Source organism: Chryseomicrobium excrementi (assembly GCF_002798305.1).
GTDB lineage: Bacteria > Bacillota > Bacilli > Bacillales_A > Planococcaceae > Chryseomicrobium > Chryseomicrobium excrementi.
In genome coordinates, this window is record NZ_PCGR01000001.1 from 421,611 (window position 1) to 436,186 (window position 14,576).

Consider the following 14,576-nt stretch of genomic DNA (forward strand, 5'->3'; position numbering starts at 1 on the left):
TCCCGCTGGAGTCACCCCTACACACTTTTCATTTTGTTATCCTTAACTTCATTTATTGAATTAACTGAGTTATGTCCCAGCCTCTAGTTCTTTATCTATAAAACCAAAATGAAATTTTGAAGTTTTTCGGATTTGCTGCTCGAATCCATAGTCTGAAAATACAGAGCTGGAATAATGAGCTTTCACAACAACACGTCTTTTTGCTACTCTTAAAGCTTCTTGCACCCATTCTTTAGAGAGTGTATCCCCAGCTGCGAACACTTTATGCGTTTTAAAATTTGTTGCTTCTTCAATAGACTCCTCAAACATCGGATCTAAATAGACGACGTCAAAAGAATTGTCTTGCTGTAGCTTTAGAAAAGCGAGTGCATCTTGCTCCACGCATTCTATTCGTTTTAGGGCCGCTGTTAATTCAGGCAGACGAAGATCGGCAAGTTGTTGGCTCTGTTGAAAAAGAAAACTAAGTACTGGAGATTTTTCAACCCCCATCACTTTCCCTCTTACTCCCACAACTACACTTGCCATCAAACAATCCGCACCAAAACCAAGCGTTGTATCGAGAAATGAATCTCCTGGCTGCAGTTGAACTGCTGTAAGAAAAGGTTCTATATCACCTTGTTTGAAACGTTTGTACCTGAACATCGCAGTACCAGGATGGTAAGCATATCGATACCCTTCCCCATTTTGTGCTTCCCAGCCATGAGACGTCCAAATATAGAGGATATCATACTGTTTGAACCATTTGTGAAGAGACTCATCTCCGCGTTCCACATAAGGATATCCGAGTTGTTCCGCAAAAGTTTTCGCGTACTGTCGCCCTTCTTCAGAAAGCTTAGCTGAAGTGGTTATTGCAATTCTCATGAAGTCACAAGTTGTTCCAATACACCTTGTACATGGTCGACAATAGCTTCTTTTGGGAAGTTTTCAATCTGCTCACGTGGAATGAAATAAGCTAACTGACCATCTTTCCAAATAGCCATTGAAGGTGAACTAGGAGGAACTTCTGAAAAATAATTCCGCATTCGTTCTGTCGCTTCCTGGTCTTGTCCAGCAAATACTGTGACAAGATGATCTGGTTTTTGAGTCAAATTTTCAATAGCTTCAATTGCAGCTGGTCGTGCAAGTCCTGCTGCACATCCACATACGGAATTAATAACGATAAAAGAAATTCCTTTAGCAGATTCCATATGATTCTCGACTTCTTCAACAGTTGTCAATTCTGTAAAGCCATGTCCAGTCAACTCTTGACGCATTGGCTGAACGATTTGCTTCATGTATTCTTCATAGGCATTCATTGGTTTTCCTCCTTGATTGCTCGGGCCATGTTCATTTGCTTCCAAACGGACCCTTTTGCTTCTTCGCCTTGCTCGATGCGCGCAATAGCCATTTTAACTTGAAGACGCACTTCATACTCGCTGTCATTTTCAGCTTTGCGCAGCGTATCTAAATGCGTATCCTCTCCAACTTCATAGAAAAACATGGCTGCACGCCAACGAACTAACTTATTTTTATCAAAAAGTGCTTGTTCCATTGCTTGTGCGAATTCTGGATACCCAAGGTCACTCATCGTATCTCCAGCGGTACGTCGAATCGATGCATTCTTGTCATGTAGAGCAATGGTCAAGTGAGGAACTACAATCGGATCTTCAAGAATCCCAAGATAAATGACGGCAAGTCTACGAATTGATACTTTCTCGTCTTTTAGAGCTAGTGCAAGTAGTGGCAAGTCTTCTTCTTTAGGGTGTGTTAAACGGTCAAGCAACTGATAGCGAACTTGCCAGTCTGGATGTTGAAAATCTTCAAGTGAGACTGGGTAACGCTTATTTTTCCATTCTGTCTCCGTGTGAGACTCCGGCTCAGCCAACTGATGAAGACGTTCTTCTGTAAAAGCTGCCTCTAGCTCGTCTTGGACTTGTGCAGCAATCTCATCAAAGTCACCGTAACGCACTCCGTAATCCAACCATTTTCTCTGAAGGATATAATTCTCATCATCTTGAATCCGTTTTTCAAATGTTTCTGTAAAACGTGAAGACAGCGCATAACGTTTTTCTGATGAGTTATCAAATACTTTTATTTGGAGTGGTATGCCGTGATAATCCTGAATGTGTACACGGACCTCTCCAAAAGATGGTTCTAGAGCTGGTTGTTCCTCTACTGCCTCACTATCTTTACCAAACAAGCCTTCAATCTGCGGAATCAACTGATCCCAGCTCGCTTTTGGATGCTTCTCTACTGCTAAAAAGTTAGCAACATGATAAATACCTTTCATTCCATCTAGCTCTAAAATCTGTCGAATGACACCTTGTGCTTGGTCAAGTGCCTCAACTTTGTAATTAGTACTTGTACCGAAAGGTAGCTCTGTGTCTACGACAATTTTCATTGAATTCGGACTAGGGGTTGGTTCAATTGTGACAATCTTCATCGAATCACTCCTTTTCTATCTCTCAGTGTATCATGAAGAAACAATTTCTTCTAAGTACGCCCACCGCTCCATCTTTTCTTCTAAAATAGCTTCTTTTTCTTCTAGTTCTATAGAGGCGACACGGATCGATTCGTAATTGGAGCCCGCTTGATCTATTTCCTGTTGCAGCTCAGAGATTCGTTGTTCGAGTTTTGCAATCTCGTCTTCAATAGTTTCCCACTCTTTTTTCTCGTTATAAAAAAGGCGTTTCTTTTTCTCTTTCACTTCAGGTTCAGGTGAGGCAGTTACTTCTTCCATTTTTTCTTCCTTGACCTGTACTTTTTTCTGCTCCAAATACTCTTCGAAGGAATCTAGGGTTTGCGTTACACGACCATTCTCTAATATCCAGAGCTTATTCGTCACTCGGTCTACAAAGTAACGATCGTGTGATATTGTGAGTACAACACCTGGGAACGTATCTAAATAGTTCTCGAGGACTGTCAAAGTATCTAAATCCAAGTCATTTGTCGGTTCATCTAACAACAGCACATTCGGTTGTTGGATGAGTAACTTGAGCAAGAACAGTCGTTTTTTTTCTCCTCCTGAGAGCTTTCGGATTTGAGTACCATGAGTAGACGTTGGGAATAAGAACTGCTCTAACATTTGAACCGCGGAGAATCGTTCTCCAGTTGTCGATTCTATGGAATTGGATTCTTCCGTAATATAATGGAGGACGCGTTGATTCGAATCAAATTCAGGAAGTTCTTGAGTAAAGTATCCAATTTTCACAGTCTGTCCACGATCGAGAACGCCTGAGGTTGGTTCTTCGAGTCCGGCGAGTATCGAAAACAGTGTTGTTTTACCTGCACCGTTTTCTCCTACAATTCCGATGCGGTCTTTGTTTTGAAGCAAGAAAGAGAAATCGTCAAATAGACGACGGTCACCGAACTGCTTTCCAAGATGATGCCCCTCCATGACTTTTTTACCGAGACGGCTTGAAGACAAGTTAACTTCTAAATCTGTAACAGTCACTTTTTGCTTCGCTTTCTCTTGAATATCGTCAAATCGGTCAAGTCTCGCTTTTTGCTTTGTCGTACGCGCTTTAGCTCCACGTCGTACCCATTTCAGTTCATTGCGGTAAAGGTTTTGAATCTTAGATTGCTCGGCCTGTTGTTGTTCATATCGAATCGCTTTGTTTTCCAAATATTGTTCGTAATTGCCCTTATAACGGAACAACTGCTGTTGATCGATTTCCAAAATGGAAGTAGAAATCTGATCTAAGAACACACGGTCATGCGTTACAAAAAGCACGGCTCCTTTGTAAGACTTCACTAGCTCCTCCAAAGCAACAGTCGATTCTACATCCAGATGGTTGGTAGGCTCATCTAGTAGTAACAAGTCATGTGGTTCAATTAGCGCTCGAGCTAGTGCCACTCGTTTTTGCTGCCCACCTGACAATGTCCCTGCATCTTGATTGAAATCTTCAATACCTAGCTTAGTCAATGCTTGCTTTGCCGCTGTATTGACTTCCCACCCGTTCATCTCTTCCATCTGCTGCTGAACAGAAAGTAGAGTCTCAATTAATTTCATATTAGAGCTGTCCAGTTCAGCTGCTAGACGCGCTTCTTCATAGGCACGATTTAGTCTCATCACTTCAAGATCCCCACTAAACATGCTCTCAAGGACGCTCTTACCTGCTGGTAGTATCGGCTGTTGTTCTAAATAGGAAATCGAGTAGTCTTTTGGGTGATCCATTACTGCTTGATCTGCTTCGAGTCGTTTAGCAAGGATTTGGAGCAACGTGGATTTGCCGCTACCATTTTTACCTACTAGCCCTATCTTTTCACCTTTATAAATCGTGAATTCGATTGAGTCAAATAGCATTTTCTCTCCTACAGTTTTGGTCAATGATTGAATGATCAATTGCGACACGGCTGATTCCCCACTTCTTCATACAACTGTTTTAAAAAGAGCTCCATAAATTGATGGCGATCTTCTGCCATCTGACGAGCCTGTTCCGTATTCATTAAATCTTTTAATTTTAAGAGCTTCTCATAGAAATGCGTTACAGATGAACCATTTGTTAAGGACTGTCCGCCCCAATAAGCCTCGACTTCTTTGTGATCATAGAGCTTGCGATTTTTTGCGCCTCCAAATGCAAAGGTACGTGCAATTCCCACCGCCCCAATGGCATCTAAGCGATCTGCATCCTGTACAATCTGGGCTTCTAGACTAACAGCTTTGACTCCTCCACTAAACGAAACTTGTTCAATAATCGTCCGAATCTTCAACTGTTCTTCTAGAGACAATGCAAATCTTTCAAAAATCTGTATCATAAAAGCTGCACTAGTAGCTGTTGCGTACTTTTTATCTTCTACATCATGCAGACCAACTGCAAAAGTCACTAACTGACGATCTGCTTCTGGGTAATGGTTTAGTAAGCGGTCTGCATTCTCATAGACACGTTCAATATGTGCCATGTCGTGACTTCCATCGTACTGGTTGTAATAACTTTCAAGATAGGGAGCTAGTTTTTCCCACATCAAGGTTTTCCCCTTTCAAATTGACGGATACCGTCGAATCCTGTATAGTTTATCTAGTAATTATCTGATTTTTCTAACGAAGGGGGTCCCGGTACGATGCAACAAGGACAAGTAAAATGGTTTAATGCTGAAAAAGGGTACGGTTTTATTGAATCCGTGGATGGTGAAGACGTGTTCGTTCATTTTACAGGTATCCAAGGTGAAGGGTTCCGAACGTTAGAAGAAGGTCAAAAAGTACATTATCGTACCGTTGAAGGAAACCGAGGACCACAAGCTGCGGATGTTCAAGTAATCCTAGATGCTTAACTTATGTATACATTCCCCACGCTTCAAGCGCAGGGGTTTTTTTATGTGGTTTGATAGAGTTTAGAACCCATCTGCTGCAACTCTTTGCCCACCGAACAACCAGAAATACAAAATTGGTGTGCAGCCGTCTTTCCTTTACGTGAGCGAAGATCTTGCTTGATTGGACAGTCTTCACAGTAAACGTCTTCTAAGCGGTTGATCTCCTCTACAACTTGATGTAAAAGCATGTTTATCCCACCTTATCTATTGTAGTAGTATAATCGTTTTTAGAAGACGGTTGCAAGGAAAGGAACTAGAAAATGATTGAACTCTATACGGATGCGGCCACTCGTGGCAACCCTGGCGAAAGCGCTATAGGAATTTTTTACAAAGGAGATGGCCATAAAGGAATGCTTGCGAAGAAAATCGGAGTCTGTTCCAATCATATCGCTGAATTTATTGCTCTTCGAGAAGGCATAAAAGAAGTGGTTGCGCTCAAACCGGATGTTTTGTCCATTCGGGTGGACTCTAAGATTGTATTCCAAGCAGTTGATACAATGTATGTGAAACGACCGGAATTTAAAGTGCTTCTTAAAGAAATTGAATCTTTATTGAATGAAGTTCCACTCTATTTTATTAAATGGATTCCGGATAAGGAAAATGCGGCAGCGCATCGTTTAGCTACAGAGGAATTGAGGAAAGGTTAGGAGAATTTTTATGATATTTCTAAAGCGGCGTTCTACACATCTAATAATAATCGAGTTGCGAACGCCAGAAATCCCCATCAAAACCATTCACCCCAACCGAGGCAAAGAACGCCTCAATTGGCGCGCCTGGTTTTGATGAAATTTCTAGAGCGGCGTTCTACACATCTAATAATAATCGAGTTATAGGGGTTAAAAATACATTGAAAAATCGTTAGCCCCCATAGAGGCAAAAAGCGCCTCTACGGGCACGCCCAATTTTAGAAGCATTTCTGACCAAATCCCTTCCAAATCTGAAAATAAATAAAAAAAAAGACCTCACAAGTGAGGTCTTTTTGAATGGGTAAAATTAAGCTTTAACTACGTTAGTAGCTTGTAGGCCGCGTTGACCTTGCTCGATTTCGAAAGTTACGTCTTGACCTTCGTCAAGAGTTTTGAAACCTTCGCCTTGGATAGCTGAGAAGTGAACGAATACGTCGTCTCCGCCTTCGCGCTCGATGAATCCGAATCCTTTTTCTGAGTTAAACCATTTTACTTTACCTTGTTCCATGTGTGTATCCTCCTCGTGTACATGCATGTACACTTTTGTTACTATCCTTGCTCAACACTGTTAAGTAAAAGTGTTGCCACCTACTAACGCTCCGAACAAAAATAATTCTATTACAATATACCATGAGCTGGGAGAGAATGCAAATAGAATGATTAAATTGTTAAAAGAGCCCCAATCGCGCCACTGTAGCCATGTTCTGGTAAGAACAGAGGGGTTTTTTCCTTCAAAATTGTATAGGAGGAAATAACATTTTGGAGCATCTTATTGTTTTCTAACGTCGTTCCTATATAGATAATATCTGTGCAGGATTTTGTATCCGCAGCTTGAATTGAAAGGGAGGAAATCACTTCTCCGATCATTCCTTGGATGCCTGCAACGTAATCGTCAGATGTGTTTTTGCCCGGCTCTACGTTCAATAAAGCGCCAAAATTACTCGCAGTAAGTGAACCTTTGATGGGAAGCTGGTTTTGCTGATAGATATCTTCAACTCGTACATCAATCCATTTTCTTGAGCCGTTTTCACTCTGAGCTACGATTTGAGCAAAGTCATCTGTTCCAATCATGATTTTACTCAAACCCAGTAGCGTTCCTCCGCCGATCCCAGTACCGGCGAGTCGTTCATGTATCTCGCCATTTAAGTAATGGATAGATGTTCCAGTACCAATATTCGTTATAATGGAGCGCGATGTTAATGAACCACCTTTTTTCAATTGATAAAGTACTCCTTTTACAGTGGCATCAAACTCCACCACATAGCGGTAGTTTTCACTCCCTAAATACTGTTCCAATTGTTTTGCTCGTCCGCCTGTCATACAGATCTGAGGATGTTCCATCGTTTCCGAGATCCATTGCTTGACCAAGTCAAAACGTGCAGAAGGAAAATACGTGGTTTGAATTTCATTATCTTTCCAATACGCCAGTTTTACTAACGTTCCTCCTGCATCAATTCCTAATGAAGACATGCTATTGTTCCTTTCTATACACCGTTTCCCCATTCACGATTACTGCTTCAATTGTAAGATGGACAATCGACTCTTTCGTTATCTCTTCTGATACTACTGTAAAGTCCGCAGAAAACCCTGGCGCGATTTGACCAAAGCGGTCCTGTTGTCCAGCAATACGAGCGGCACCAGTTGTATATAAAGAGATGGCTTCAAATGCTGAAAGCTCTTGATGTGGCAAATAGGGATTGTTCATAGCTGCCTGAATGCCTAGTAGGGGATCTGCCGTTTCAATCGGTGCATCCGATCCACCAGCGAGTCCAATCCCGTTCTCTAGGAGCGTCTTCCAAGCGTAGGCATAATCCAGTCTTTCTTCACCCAATCGCTCTCTTACCCAAGGGAAGTCAGAAGGTACGAACATTGGCTGGATATCACACATGACTCCGAGCTTGGCAATACGATTCACAAGATTTTCAGATAGCACATTCACGTGGATTAGCCTGTCCATAGTGCCTTTTGGAGCTGGGTAAGCTTCAAGTAGCTCAACCACTTGTTCTGTTGCCTTATCTCCAATCACGTGGACTGCAATACCAGCATCATGAGAACGAGCAGTCTTAAGCATGCTCTCAAATGCGTCTTTTGTATGTATAGCTACACCTTGAAGCTCCGGTTCATCTGAGTAAGCTTCGGACAACCAAGCTGTATGTCCACCTAAAGAACCATCCATGAAAATTTTCATACATCCAAATGACAGAAAATCATCTCCTGTTTCATGGATCATTTCTTCAAAGACCTGGTGATGCCGTAGTAAGTGCGCTCTAAACGATGTCCCTAAAGCATTTCGATAGGCGCTAAGGGGATTGGTATAGGCCCCGTAGTAAGCCATATCTTCCGAGTGACCACCTGTAAGTCCTAAGCTATGTAAATTTTTAATACTTTCTTTAATAATATAGGTCAAGTCATCTATTGATAGTTCAGGGATAGCTTTTGTAATCACTTGTTGCGCTTCATCATAAAATAATCCATTTAGTCGATTCGTGCCAGGTACTCTTCCAATTACGCCTCCAGCAATTTCTTCGACTTCTTCATCTATACCCGCTAATTCTAATGCTTTTGAATTGGCAAGAAGCGCATGGCGACAAATTCGTTTCAACACTACAGGTATATCGGGATAAATAGCATCCAACTCTTCTCGAAGTGGAGGTCGCTGTTCCATTAGAGTATTGTCATTCCAACCTTCCAATACAATCCAACCAGAAACCGGTGAAGCTGTGCTGACTACATCTAACAACTCACGGATGGACGTACAGATGGAAAGATCAGCTGATAGGATTTTTTGACCATGTCCGATTAAATGCATATGGCTATCGATCAACCCGGGATAAACAACTTTCCCTTCAAGGCTCCGTTCTTCTTCTGCTAGCGCTTTCAACTCTTGATAGGAGCCAGTAGCAATGATCTTTCCATCCTCTATAAGAACAGATTCTACTTGATGGCCTGGTTCGGTCATCGTCACAAAAGTGGCATCTTTTAGTAACGTTTTCATAAAGAATTTTATTCCTCCTCTAAAGTCGGATGGATTGTGATGAGCACATTGCCTTTGAGTGCATTACTTATCATACAGCGCTCGTCGGCTTTGTGGACCAATCGCTCGATAATTTTTCTTTTATCAGACGGAAAGTACCGAATGGTCGGGTGATGTCGAATTTCCTGGACCTTAAAGATTCCTTCGTTTACTTCGACAATAAGTTCCGAATGAAGATCAATTTCCGCATGAGTAATTTGACTTCGTTCAAACATAGCACCTAATGTCATGATGTAACATCCAGCTGCTGAACTTAATAACAGCTCGTCTGGGTTCGTACCTTCACCTGGTCCGTCAAGCGAAGCAGGAATCGAAAATTGATGAGTGTGTCCTGCAAGAGTCACTTCTCCCACAGTATTGCGTTTATGATTCCAGCGCAGAGACTGGTGAAATGAGTGTCGCATCCATTTACATCCTTTCTTTTTTATTAGTATACTTGAAATCAGAAAGCGGGGAAATGAAATGAATGCCAATTATAAAACTTTGGGCGTGCTCGTCATGTCCATCACACTCTTTCTTCTGCTCCTTGGCGTAGGAGTTTTACTTGATCAACCACTTACGACTTCTAATGTCGTTACCATCATCGCTTATGGATTAGCTGCAGGACTATTTGCAGGAGCTTTAGCATTTTTAAACTTAAAGATAGGTGTCATCATCTTTTTGATTGGACTAGCTATCGGATTCTTTGAAATGTTCCGGAGTTTCCTTTTTGCTTCTGGCGAGTTCGGAGATTTAGCCGGTCTTCTATCCTTATTTATTTTCACAGCATTTGGTCTAGTTTTAGCTGTAGTAGTTGAAGGAATCCGCTATTTTATCGCAAAAAGCAAACCGCCCACAACATAAGTTGTGAGCGGTTTTCTTAATGGCCTCCTAAATAGGCTTTACGAACTTCCTCTGAACTCTGAAGCTCATCAGCCGAACCAGAGAGTACTACTTTGCCTGTTTCAATTACGTATCCTCTACTCGCCACAGAAAGCGCCATATTAGCGTTCTGCTCAACCAGTAAGATAGTCGTTCCTTGTTCATTAATGTCTTTAACGACTTCAAATATGGTTTTTACCATTAAAGGAGCTAGCCCCATTGAAGGCTCATCCAATAACAGTAGCTTAGGCTTTGCCATGATGGCACGTCCCATAGCTAACATCTGCTGTTCTCCACCTGAAAGCGTTCCAGACATTTGTTTTCGGCGCTCTAGAAGTCGAGGAAACGTATCATAGACTTTCTTCATGTCTGCTTCAATTCCCTTTTTATCTTTACGAAGAAAAGCTCCAAGCTCTAAATTCTCTTCAACTGTCAGATTTGCGAATACACGACGACCTTCTGGAACGTGAGAAATACCAGACTTCACAATTCCTTGTGCTGGCTTTCCAGCAATCGAATTGCCTAAAAACTCGATAGAACCCGATTTTGGCTTTAGTAGGCCTGATAATGTTTTTAGAAGAGTACTCTTCCCCGCGCCATTTGCACCGATCAGCGTGACGATTTCGCCTTCTTCAACAGTAACTGTAACTCCTTTTAATGCTTGTATGTTGCCGTAGTACACATCAATATCTTTAACTGCAAGCATCGTCATTCTGTTACCTCCTCACCTAAGTAGGCCTCAATAACTTTCGGATCGTTCCGGATCACTTCAGGAGGTCCCTCAGCCAACAACTGGCCGTGATCTAATACATAAATTCGTTCACAAACGCCCATCACTAGGTTCATATCATGCTCAATCAATAAAATAGTCAGATCAAACTTTTTACGAATGAATGCGATCAGTTCCATTAAATCATGTGTTTCTTGTGGATTCATTCCTGCAGCAGGCTCATCTAATAGCAAAAGTTTAGGATTCGCAGCGAGTGCCCGAGCGATTTCCAATCTCCTTTGTTGCCCATATGGAAGATTTTTGGCCAATTCGTCTTTATAACGATCTAACCGAAAAATCTTTAAAAATTCAATTGCATCTTCTTCCATTTTCTTTTCTCCAGCAAAGTGAGAAGGAAGGCGAAGAATCGAAGCTAACATGGTATGTTTTGCAAGGGCATGATACGCAACTTTCACGTTATCAAGTACCGTCATGTCACGGAACAATCGAATGTTTTGAAACGTTCGGCTCATTCCAGATTGCGTCACCTTATAAGGAGCAATCCCGTTGATCCGTTTTCCTTGAAATACAACATCCCCTTCAGTTGGCACATAAACGCCTGTCAGTAAGTTGAAGCTTGTCGTTTTCCCGGCACCATTCGGTCCAATTAGGCCAACAAGTTCCCCTGGATAAAGAACAAGGTTTAAGTTTTGTACGGCTTTTAAGCCTCCAAATTGGATACCCGCTTGCTTTACTTCAAGTAATGGTGTCTTTTCCATTGTCTTTACCTCCTTTTGACGTCCAACCTCGGAAATAATCTGTGATTTCTTTTGTTCCCATCAACCCTTGTGGACGGTACAACATGACGATAATCAATACAAGGCTGTATATAATCATACGCGTTTCTGGATAATCTTGTAAGAATGTCGATACCAGCGTTAAGAAGATTGCAGAAATGATGGCGCCTGATAAACTCCCTAACCCCCCTAATACAACTAAAATCAAAATATCGACTGATTTCAAGAATCCAAATTGAGACGGTAAGACAATGTAAAAATTATGTGAAAATAACGCCCCTGCAACTCCAGCAAAGAACGCTCCAATGACGAATGCCACAACTTTATAGTATGTCGTATTGATCCCCATAGCATCGGAAGCTATTTCATCTTCTCGAATCGACAAAGCAGCAATACCGTGACGTGAACGCGTGAAGTTTACAATCACTAGAATCGTGATCAACATGAAGAAGAACGTATAAGTCCAGTCCGTCATTTTGCTGACCTGCATCCCAGCAGCTCCACCAACATAATCGATATTCAAGAAAATGATGCGAATAATTTCTGCAAAACCAAGTGTTGCAATCGCTAAATAGTCGCCGCGGAGACGTAAACTTGGGATTCCAACAATCAAACCAGCAAGAGCTGCCACTAACCCACCAACAATGATGGCTACAACAAACGGAAGATCAAATTTCATTGTAACAATAGCCGATAAGTAAGCCCCAACCGCCATAAATCCAGCATGACCGATAGAGAACTGTCCAGTAATTCCAATTACTAAGTGTAAACTGACTGCTAAGATAATATTAATCGCAATAAAGATGAGCGTATTTGTGTGGTACGCTCCAAGCATATCCGTCATAATAAGACCCTGAACAATTGCGTAAAAGACAAGAGCTGCAATTAGTAGGGGCCAAAACGCTTTTGAATGTCTTTTCATTTTGTCCACCTACACTTTCTCTCTTGAATTTTTTCCGAAAATCCCTGATGGGCGGAAGATTAAGATCAAAATCAAAATAATGAATGCCGCAGCATCTCGCCACAATGAAAACCCGATGGCACTAACAAAAGTTTCAACTAGACCAAGAATCAAGCCCCCTACCATGGCACCTGGAATAATGCCGATACCACCAAGAACGGCTGCCACAAATGCTTTTAGACCAGGAATGACACCCATTAATGGATCGATTTTTGTATAATACAATCCAAAAATGACACCAGCTGCCCCAGCTAATGCAGAACCTATTGCAAAAGTAGCAGAAATCGTATTGTCGACATTAATCCCCATCAATTTAGCTGCTTCTGTATCATGTGATACAGCGCGCATCGCTTTACCTGTTTTTGTTTTGTGAACAATAAATTGGAGAAGCAACATTAAAATCACAGATACAGACAAAATCAGCACAGCTTTCATGTCAATTGTCGCGCCAAATAAAGAAACAGACTGACGACCAAACACATCTGGATAGGCCTCAGGTTGAGCCCCTCGAATATAAATAAATCCGTATTCAATAAGTAATGAAACTCCGATAGCCGTAATCAGGGCTGCTATACGCGTCGCATTGCGTAAGCGTTTGTAAGCAATGCGCTCAATGAGCACTCCAATTAAAGCTGTGATTGCCATGGAGAAAATCAGTGCGACAAAAAAGTTCATCTGGAACTGGGTAATTGCATAAAACCCGATGAATGCACCTAACATGAAGACGTCACCATGTGCAAAGTTGATTAGTTTGATGATCCCGTACACCATCGTGTAGCCGAGTGCAATAAGTGCATAGATACTCCCGACCGAGATACCATTCAAAATCTGTTGAATGATTTCCATAAGTAAACCCCCTTTGATGTGTTGCCAAAAGAAAAAGGGGGGACATGTTCTCCCCCCTAATAACGCACCCCTTAAGGGTTAACTTTCGTATTAAAGACTTGAACTCCATCAACGAATTCTAAAATCGTAGCTGATTTTACTGGGTGGTGGTTTTCGTCGACAGAGTAAGAACCTGTTACAAGCTCTAGTCCGTCAGTAGAAGCTAATGCATCTTTAATCTTTTCTCCATCAACTTCTCCAGCACGCTCAATCGCATCTTTTAACAGATAGACTGTGTCATATCCTAAAGCGTTGAAAGAGTTTGGTAATTTGCCGTATTTCTCTTCAAACTTATCAGCAAATTCTTTTGCTTTCCCGTCTGGATCTTCTGCAGAGTAGTGGTTGATGATGTATGTGTTATTCAGTGCATCCGCACCCGCTAAATCGACGATTGTTGGTGAATCCCATCCATCTGCTCCCATTAAAGGAACATCAATGCCAAGCTCACGAGCTTGCTTAACAATCAATCCAACTTCTTCATAGTATCCAGGGATGAAGATGAATTCTGCATCTGCAGATTGTAAGCGAGTCAATGTAGAACGGAAATCTGTATCTTTTGCAACATAAGATTCTTCGGCAACGATTGTTCCACCTGCAGCCTCAAAGTCTTCGATGAACGATGCAGCAAGACCCTTAGCATAGTCAGAAGAGTTGTCAGCGTAAACTGCAGCGGTTTTTACACCTAATTCATTTGCCGCAAAGTTTGCAGCTACTGTACCTTGGAACGGATCGATGAATGATGTACGGAACGCGTATTCATTTACAGAACCATCTTCAGCAACAGTTACCGTCGGGCTTGTACCTGATGGCGTGATTAGTGGCGTTTTAGAATCACCTGCCACTTGAACTTGTGCTACTGTATTTCCTGAAGTTGCAGCACCAATGATGGCTACTACTTCGTCTTGATCTGTTAATTTAATTGCAGCATTGGTTGCTTCCGCCGCATCTGATTTATTGTCTACTTTTGTCAATTCGATTTCTTTGCCGTCGATTCCACCGTCAGCATTGATTTCTTCAATTGCCATTTCGATACCTTCAAGTTCAGACGAACCATAAGAAGCTACAGGTCCAGAAAGCTCTAAGTTAGCCCCGATTTTAATTGTATCGCCATCTCCTGAAGAACTGCCACCTGTGTCACCACATGCTGCCAGAGTGCCAAGAATCACAGTTGAAGCTAAAAACAATGACGCAAATTTCGATTTTTTCATTACTAGACCCCCATTTTTTTGACAGTTAAATTGTCTCTCTATTTTCACAATTCACAACTGTCGTACTTGTTTGAACAACTTCATTGTAATGCATGACTTTTTATCCGTCTACATAAATTTTCAGATTTTATTAGAAAATTTAATGA

Annotated in this window: 18 protein-coding genes; 3 read left to right on the forward strand and 15 right to left on the reverse strand. The window is 41.7% G+C overall.

Annotated features, from left to right (window positions below; genetic code table 11):
- Positions 1–69: 69 nt before the first annotated feature.
- From CQS04_RS02140 to CQS04_RS02160, 5 genes are read right to left on the reverse strand one after another with little or no spacing between them, the layout of a single operon-like run.
- Entirely contained in the window at positions 70–861 is a 792-nt protein-coding gene (locus CQS04_RS02140; protein WP_100352557.1) for a class I SAM-dependent methyltransferase, read from the reverse strand.
- Positions 858–1,295, reverse strand: coding sequence for a BrxA/BrxB family bacilliredoxin (locus CQS04_RS02145; protein ID WP_100352558.1), 438 nt, complete (start codon positions 1,293–1,295; stop codon positions 858–860). The genes CQS04_RS02140 and CQS04_RS02145 overlap by 4 nt, the downstream gene beginning before the upstream one ends.
- Complete coding sequence (locus CQS04_RS02150; RefSeq protein WP_100352559.1) at positions 1,292–2,422, reverse strand: conserved virulence factor C family protein; 1,131 nt, start codon at positions 2,420–2,422, stop codon at positions 1,292–1,294. Before CQS04_RS02150 ends, CQS04_RS02145 begins: the two co-directional genes overlap by 4 nt.
- 30 nt (positions 2,423–2,452) lie before the next feature.
- The gene (locus CQS04_RS02155; RefSeq protein WP_100352560.1) at positions 2,453–4,333 is read right to left on the reverse strand and encodes an ABC-F family ATP-binding cassette domain-containing protein; all 1,881 of its coding nucleotides are present in this window, start codon (positions 4,331–4,333) and stop codon (positions 2,453–2,455) included.
- The gene (locus tag CQS04_RS02160) at positions 4,321–4,944 is read right to left on the reverse strand and encodes an HD domain-containing protein (protein WP_100352561.1); all 624 of its coding nucleotides are present in this window, start codon (positions 4,942–4,944) and stop codon (positions 4,321–4,323) included. Before CQS04_RS02160 ends, CQS04_RS02155 begins: the two co-directional genes overlap by 13 nt.
- A gap of 96 nt (positions 4,945–5,040) precedes the next feature.
- Between CQS04_RS02160 and CQS04_RS02165 the strand changes: the two genes are divergently transcribed.
- Complete coding sequence (locus CQS04_RS02165) at positions 5,041–5,250, forward strand: cold-shock protein (RefSeq protein WP_100352562.1); 210 nt, start codon at positions 5,041–5,043, stop codon at positions 5,248–5,250.
- Between the two features lie 41 nt (positions 5,251–5,291).
- Here the strand turns inward: CQS04_RS02165 and CQS04_RS02170 are convergent, their stop codons facing one another.
- Complete coding sequence (locus CQS04_RS02170) at positions 5,292–5,477, reverse strand: zinc-finger domain-containing protein (protein ID WP_094941938.1); 186 nt, start codon at positions 5,475–5,477, stop codon at positions 5,292–5,294.
- 72 nt (positions 5,478–5,549) lie between these two features.
- Here CQS04_RS02170 and CQS04_RS02175 point away from each other — a divergent pair, with 72 nt between their 5' ends.
- Positions 5,550–5,936, forward strand: a complete 387-nt coding sequence (locus CQS04_RS02175; protein WP_100352563.1) for a ribonuclease HI family protein — start codon at positions 5,550–5,552, stop codon at positions 5,934–5,936.
- Between the two features lie 346 nt (positions 5,937–6,282).
- On the opposite strand, the gene CQS04_RS02180 is transcribed toward CQS04_RS02175, so the two are convergent.
- From CQS04_RS02180 to CQS04_RS02195, 4 genes are all read right to left on the reverse strand, one after another.
- Entirely contained in the window at positions 6,283–6,483 is a 201-nt protein-coding gene (locus CQS04_RS02180; protein WP_100352564.1) for a cold-shock protein, read from the reverse strand.
- Between the two features lie 152 nt (positions 6,484–6,635).
- Positions 6,636–7,445 carry a type II pantothenate kinase gene (coaW, locus tag CQS04_RS02185; protein ID WP_100352565.1) on the reverse strand — a complete coding sequence of 270 codons (810 nt, stop codon included), beginning with the start codon at positions 7,443–7,445 and terminating at the stop codon, positions 6,636–6,638.
- Position 7,446: 1 nt separating this feature from the next.
- Positions 7,447–8,970 (reverse strand): amidohydrolase, encoded by a 1,524-nt coding sequence (locus CQS04_RS02190; protein WP_100352566.1) that lies wholly within the window; start codon positions 8,968–8,970, stop codon positions 7,447–7,449.
- 8 nt (positions 8,971–8,978) lie between these two features.
- Positions 8,979–9,413, reverse strand: a complete 435-nt coding sequence (locus CQS04_RS02195; RefSeq protein ID WP_100352567.1) for an OsmC family protein — start codon at positions 9,411–9,413, stop codon at positions 8,979–8,981.
- A gap of 58 nt (positions 9,414–9,471) precedes the next feature.
- Here CQS04_RS02195 and CQS04_RS02200 point away from each other — a divergent pair, with 58 nt between their 5' ends.
- On the forward strand, positions 9,472–9,852 hold the full coding sequence (locus tag CQS04_RS02200; protein WP_100352568.1) for a hypothetical protein: 381 nt from the start codon (positions 9,472–9,474) through the stop codon (positions 9,850–9,852).
- Positions 9,853–9,868: 16 nt separating this feature from the next.
- Here the strand turns inward: CQS04_RS02200 and CQS04_RS02205 are convergent, their stop codons facing one another.
- The 5 genes from CQS04_RS02205 to CQS04_RS02225 all read right to left on the reverse strand — a co-directional run bounded on the left by CQS04_RS02205 (position 9,869) and on the right by CQS04_RS02225 (position 14,430).
- Entirely contained in the window at positions 9,869–10,576 is a 708-nt protein-coding gene (locus CQS04_RS02205; RefSeq protein WP_100352990.1) for an ABC transporter ATP-binding protein, read from the reverse strand.
- 2 nt (positions 10,577–10,578) lie between these two features.
- Positions 10,579–11,358 carry an ABC transporter ATP-binding protein gene (locus tag CQS04_RS02210; RefSeq protein ID WP_100352569.1) on the reverse strand — a complete coding sequence of 260 codons (780 nt, stop codon included), beginning with the start codon at positions 11,356–11,358 and terminating at the stop codon, positions 10,579–10,581.
- Positions 11,336–12,298, reverse strand: coding sequence for a branched-chain amino acid ABC transporter permease (locus CQS04_RS02215; protein WP_100352570.1), 963 nt, complete (start codon positions 12,296–12,298; stop codon positions 11,336–11,338). Before CQS04_RS02215 ends, CQS04_RS02210 begins: the two co-directional genes overlap by 23 nt.
- Before the next feature lie 9 nt (positions 12,299–12,307).
- The gene (locus tag CQS04_RS02220) at positions 12,308–13,183 is read right to left on the reverse strand and encodes a branched-chain amino acid ABC transporter permease (RefSeq protein WP_100352571.1); all 876 of its coding nucleotides are present in this window, start codon (positions 13,181–13,183) and stop codon (positions 12,308–12,310) included.
- Positions 13,184–13,254: 71 nt separating this feature from the next.
- Positions 13,255–14,430: an ABC transporter substrate-binding protein gene (locus CQS04_RS02225; RefSeq protein ID WP_100352572.1), complete on the reverse strand. Its 1,176-nt coding sequence runs from the start codon at positions 14,428–14,430 to the stop codon at positions 13,255–13,257.
- Positions 14,431–14,576: the final 146 nt, after the last annotated feature.

Excerpts from the sequence above, each read along its gene's own strand:
- CQS04_RS02190 (WP_100352566.1), bottom strand. The coding sequence starts at position 8,970 with ATGAAAACGTTACTAAAAGATGCCACTTTTGTGACGATGACCGAACCA.
- CQS04_RS02140 (WP_100352557.1), bottom strand. The coding sequence starts at position 861 with ATGAGAATTGCAATAACCACTTCAGCTAAGCTTTCTGAAGAAGGGCGA.
- CQS04_RS02210 (WP_100352569.1), bottom strand. The coding sequence starts at position 11,358 with ATGGAAAAGACACCATTACTTGAAGTAAAGCAAGCGGGTATCCAATTT.
- CQS04_RS02170 (WP_094941938.1), bottom strand. The coding sequence starts at position 5,477 with ATGCTTTTACATCAAGTTGTAGAGGAGATCAACCGCTTAGAAGACGTT.
- CQS04_RS02215 (WP_100352570.1), bottom strand. The coding sequence starts at position 12,298 with ATGAAAAGACATTCAAAAGCGTTTTGGCCCCTACTAATTGCAGCTCTT.
- CQS04_RS02205 (WP_100352990.1), bottom strand. The coding sequence starts at position 10,576 with ATGCTTGCAGTTAAAGATATTGATGTGTACTACGGCAACATACAAGCA.
- CQS04_RS02180 (WP_100352564.1), bottom strand. The coding sequence starts at position 6,483 with ATGGAACAAGGTAAAGTAAAATGGTTTAACTCAGAAAAAGGATTCGGA.
- coaW (WP_100352565.1), bottom strand. The coding sequence starts at position 7,445 with ATGTCTTCATTAGGAATTGATGCAGGAGGAACGTTAGTAAAACTGGCG.
- CQS04_RS02160 (WP_100352561.1), bottom strand. The coding sequence starts at position 4,944 with ATGTGGGAAAAACTAGCTCCCTATCTTGAAAGTTATTACAACCAGTAC.
- CQS04_RS02225 (WP_100352572.1), bottom strand. The coding sequence starts at position 14,430 with ATGAAAAAATCGAAATTTGCGTCATTGTTTTTAGCTTCAACTGTGATT.
- CQS04_RS02195 (WP_100352567.1), bottom strand. The coding sequence starts at position 9,413 with ATGCGACACTCATTTCACCAGTCTCTGCGCTGGAATCATAAACGCAAT.
- CQS04_RS02145 (WP_100352558.1), bottom strand. The coding sequence starts at position 1,295 with ATGAATGCCTATGAAGAATACATGAAGCAAATCGTTCAGCCAATGCGT.
- CQS04_RS02150 (WP_100352559.1), bottom strand. The coding sequence starts at position 2,422 with ATGAAGATTGTCACAATTGAACCAACCCCTAGTCCGAATTCAATGAAA.
- CQS04_RS02165 (WP_100352562.1), top strand. The coding sequence starts at position 5,041 with ATGCAACAAGGACAAGTAAAATGGTTTAATGCTGAAAAAGGGTACGGT.
- CQS04_RS02220 (WP_100352571.1), bottom strand. The coding sequence starts at position 13,183 with ATGGAAATCATTCAACAGATTTTGAATGGTATCTCGGTCGGGAGTATC.
- CQS04_RS02200 (WP_100352568.1), top strand. The coding sequence starts at position 9,472 with ATGAATGCCAATTATAAAACTTTGGGCGTGCTCGTCATGTCCATCACA.
- CQS04_RS02175 (WP_100352563.1), top strand. The coding sequence starts at position 5,550 with ATGATTGAACTCTATACGGATGCGGCCACTCGTGGCAACCCTGGCGAA.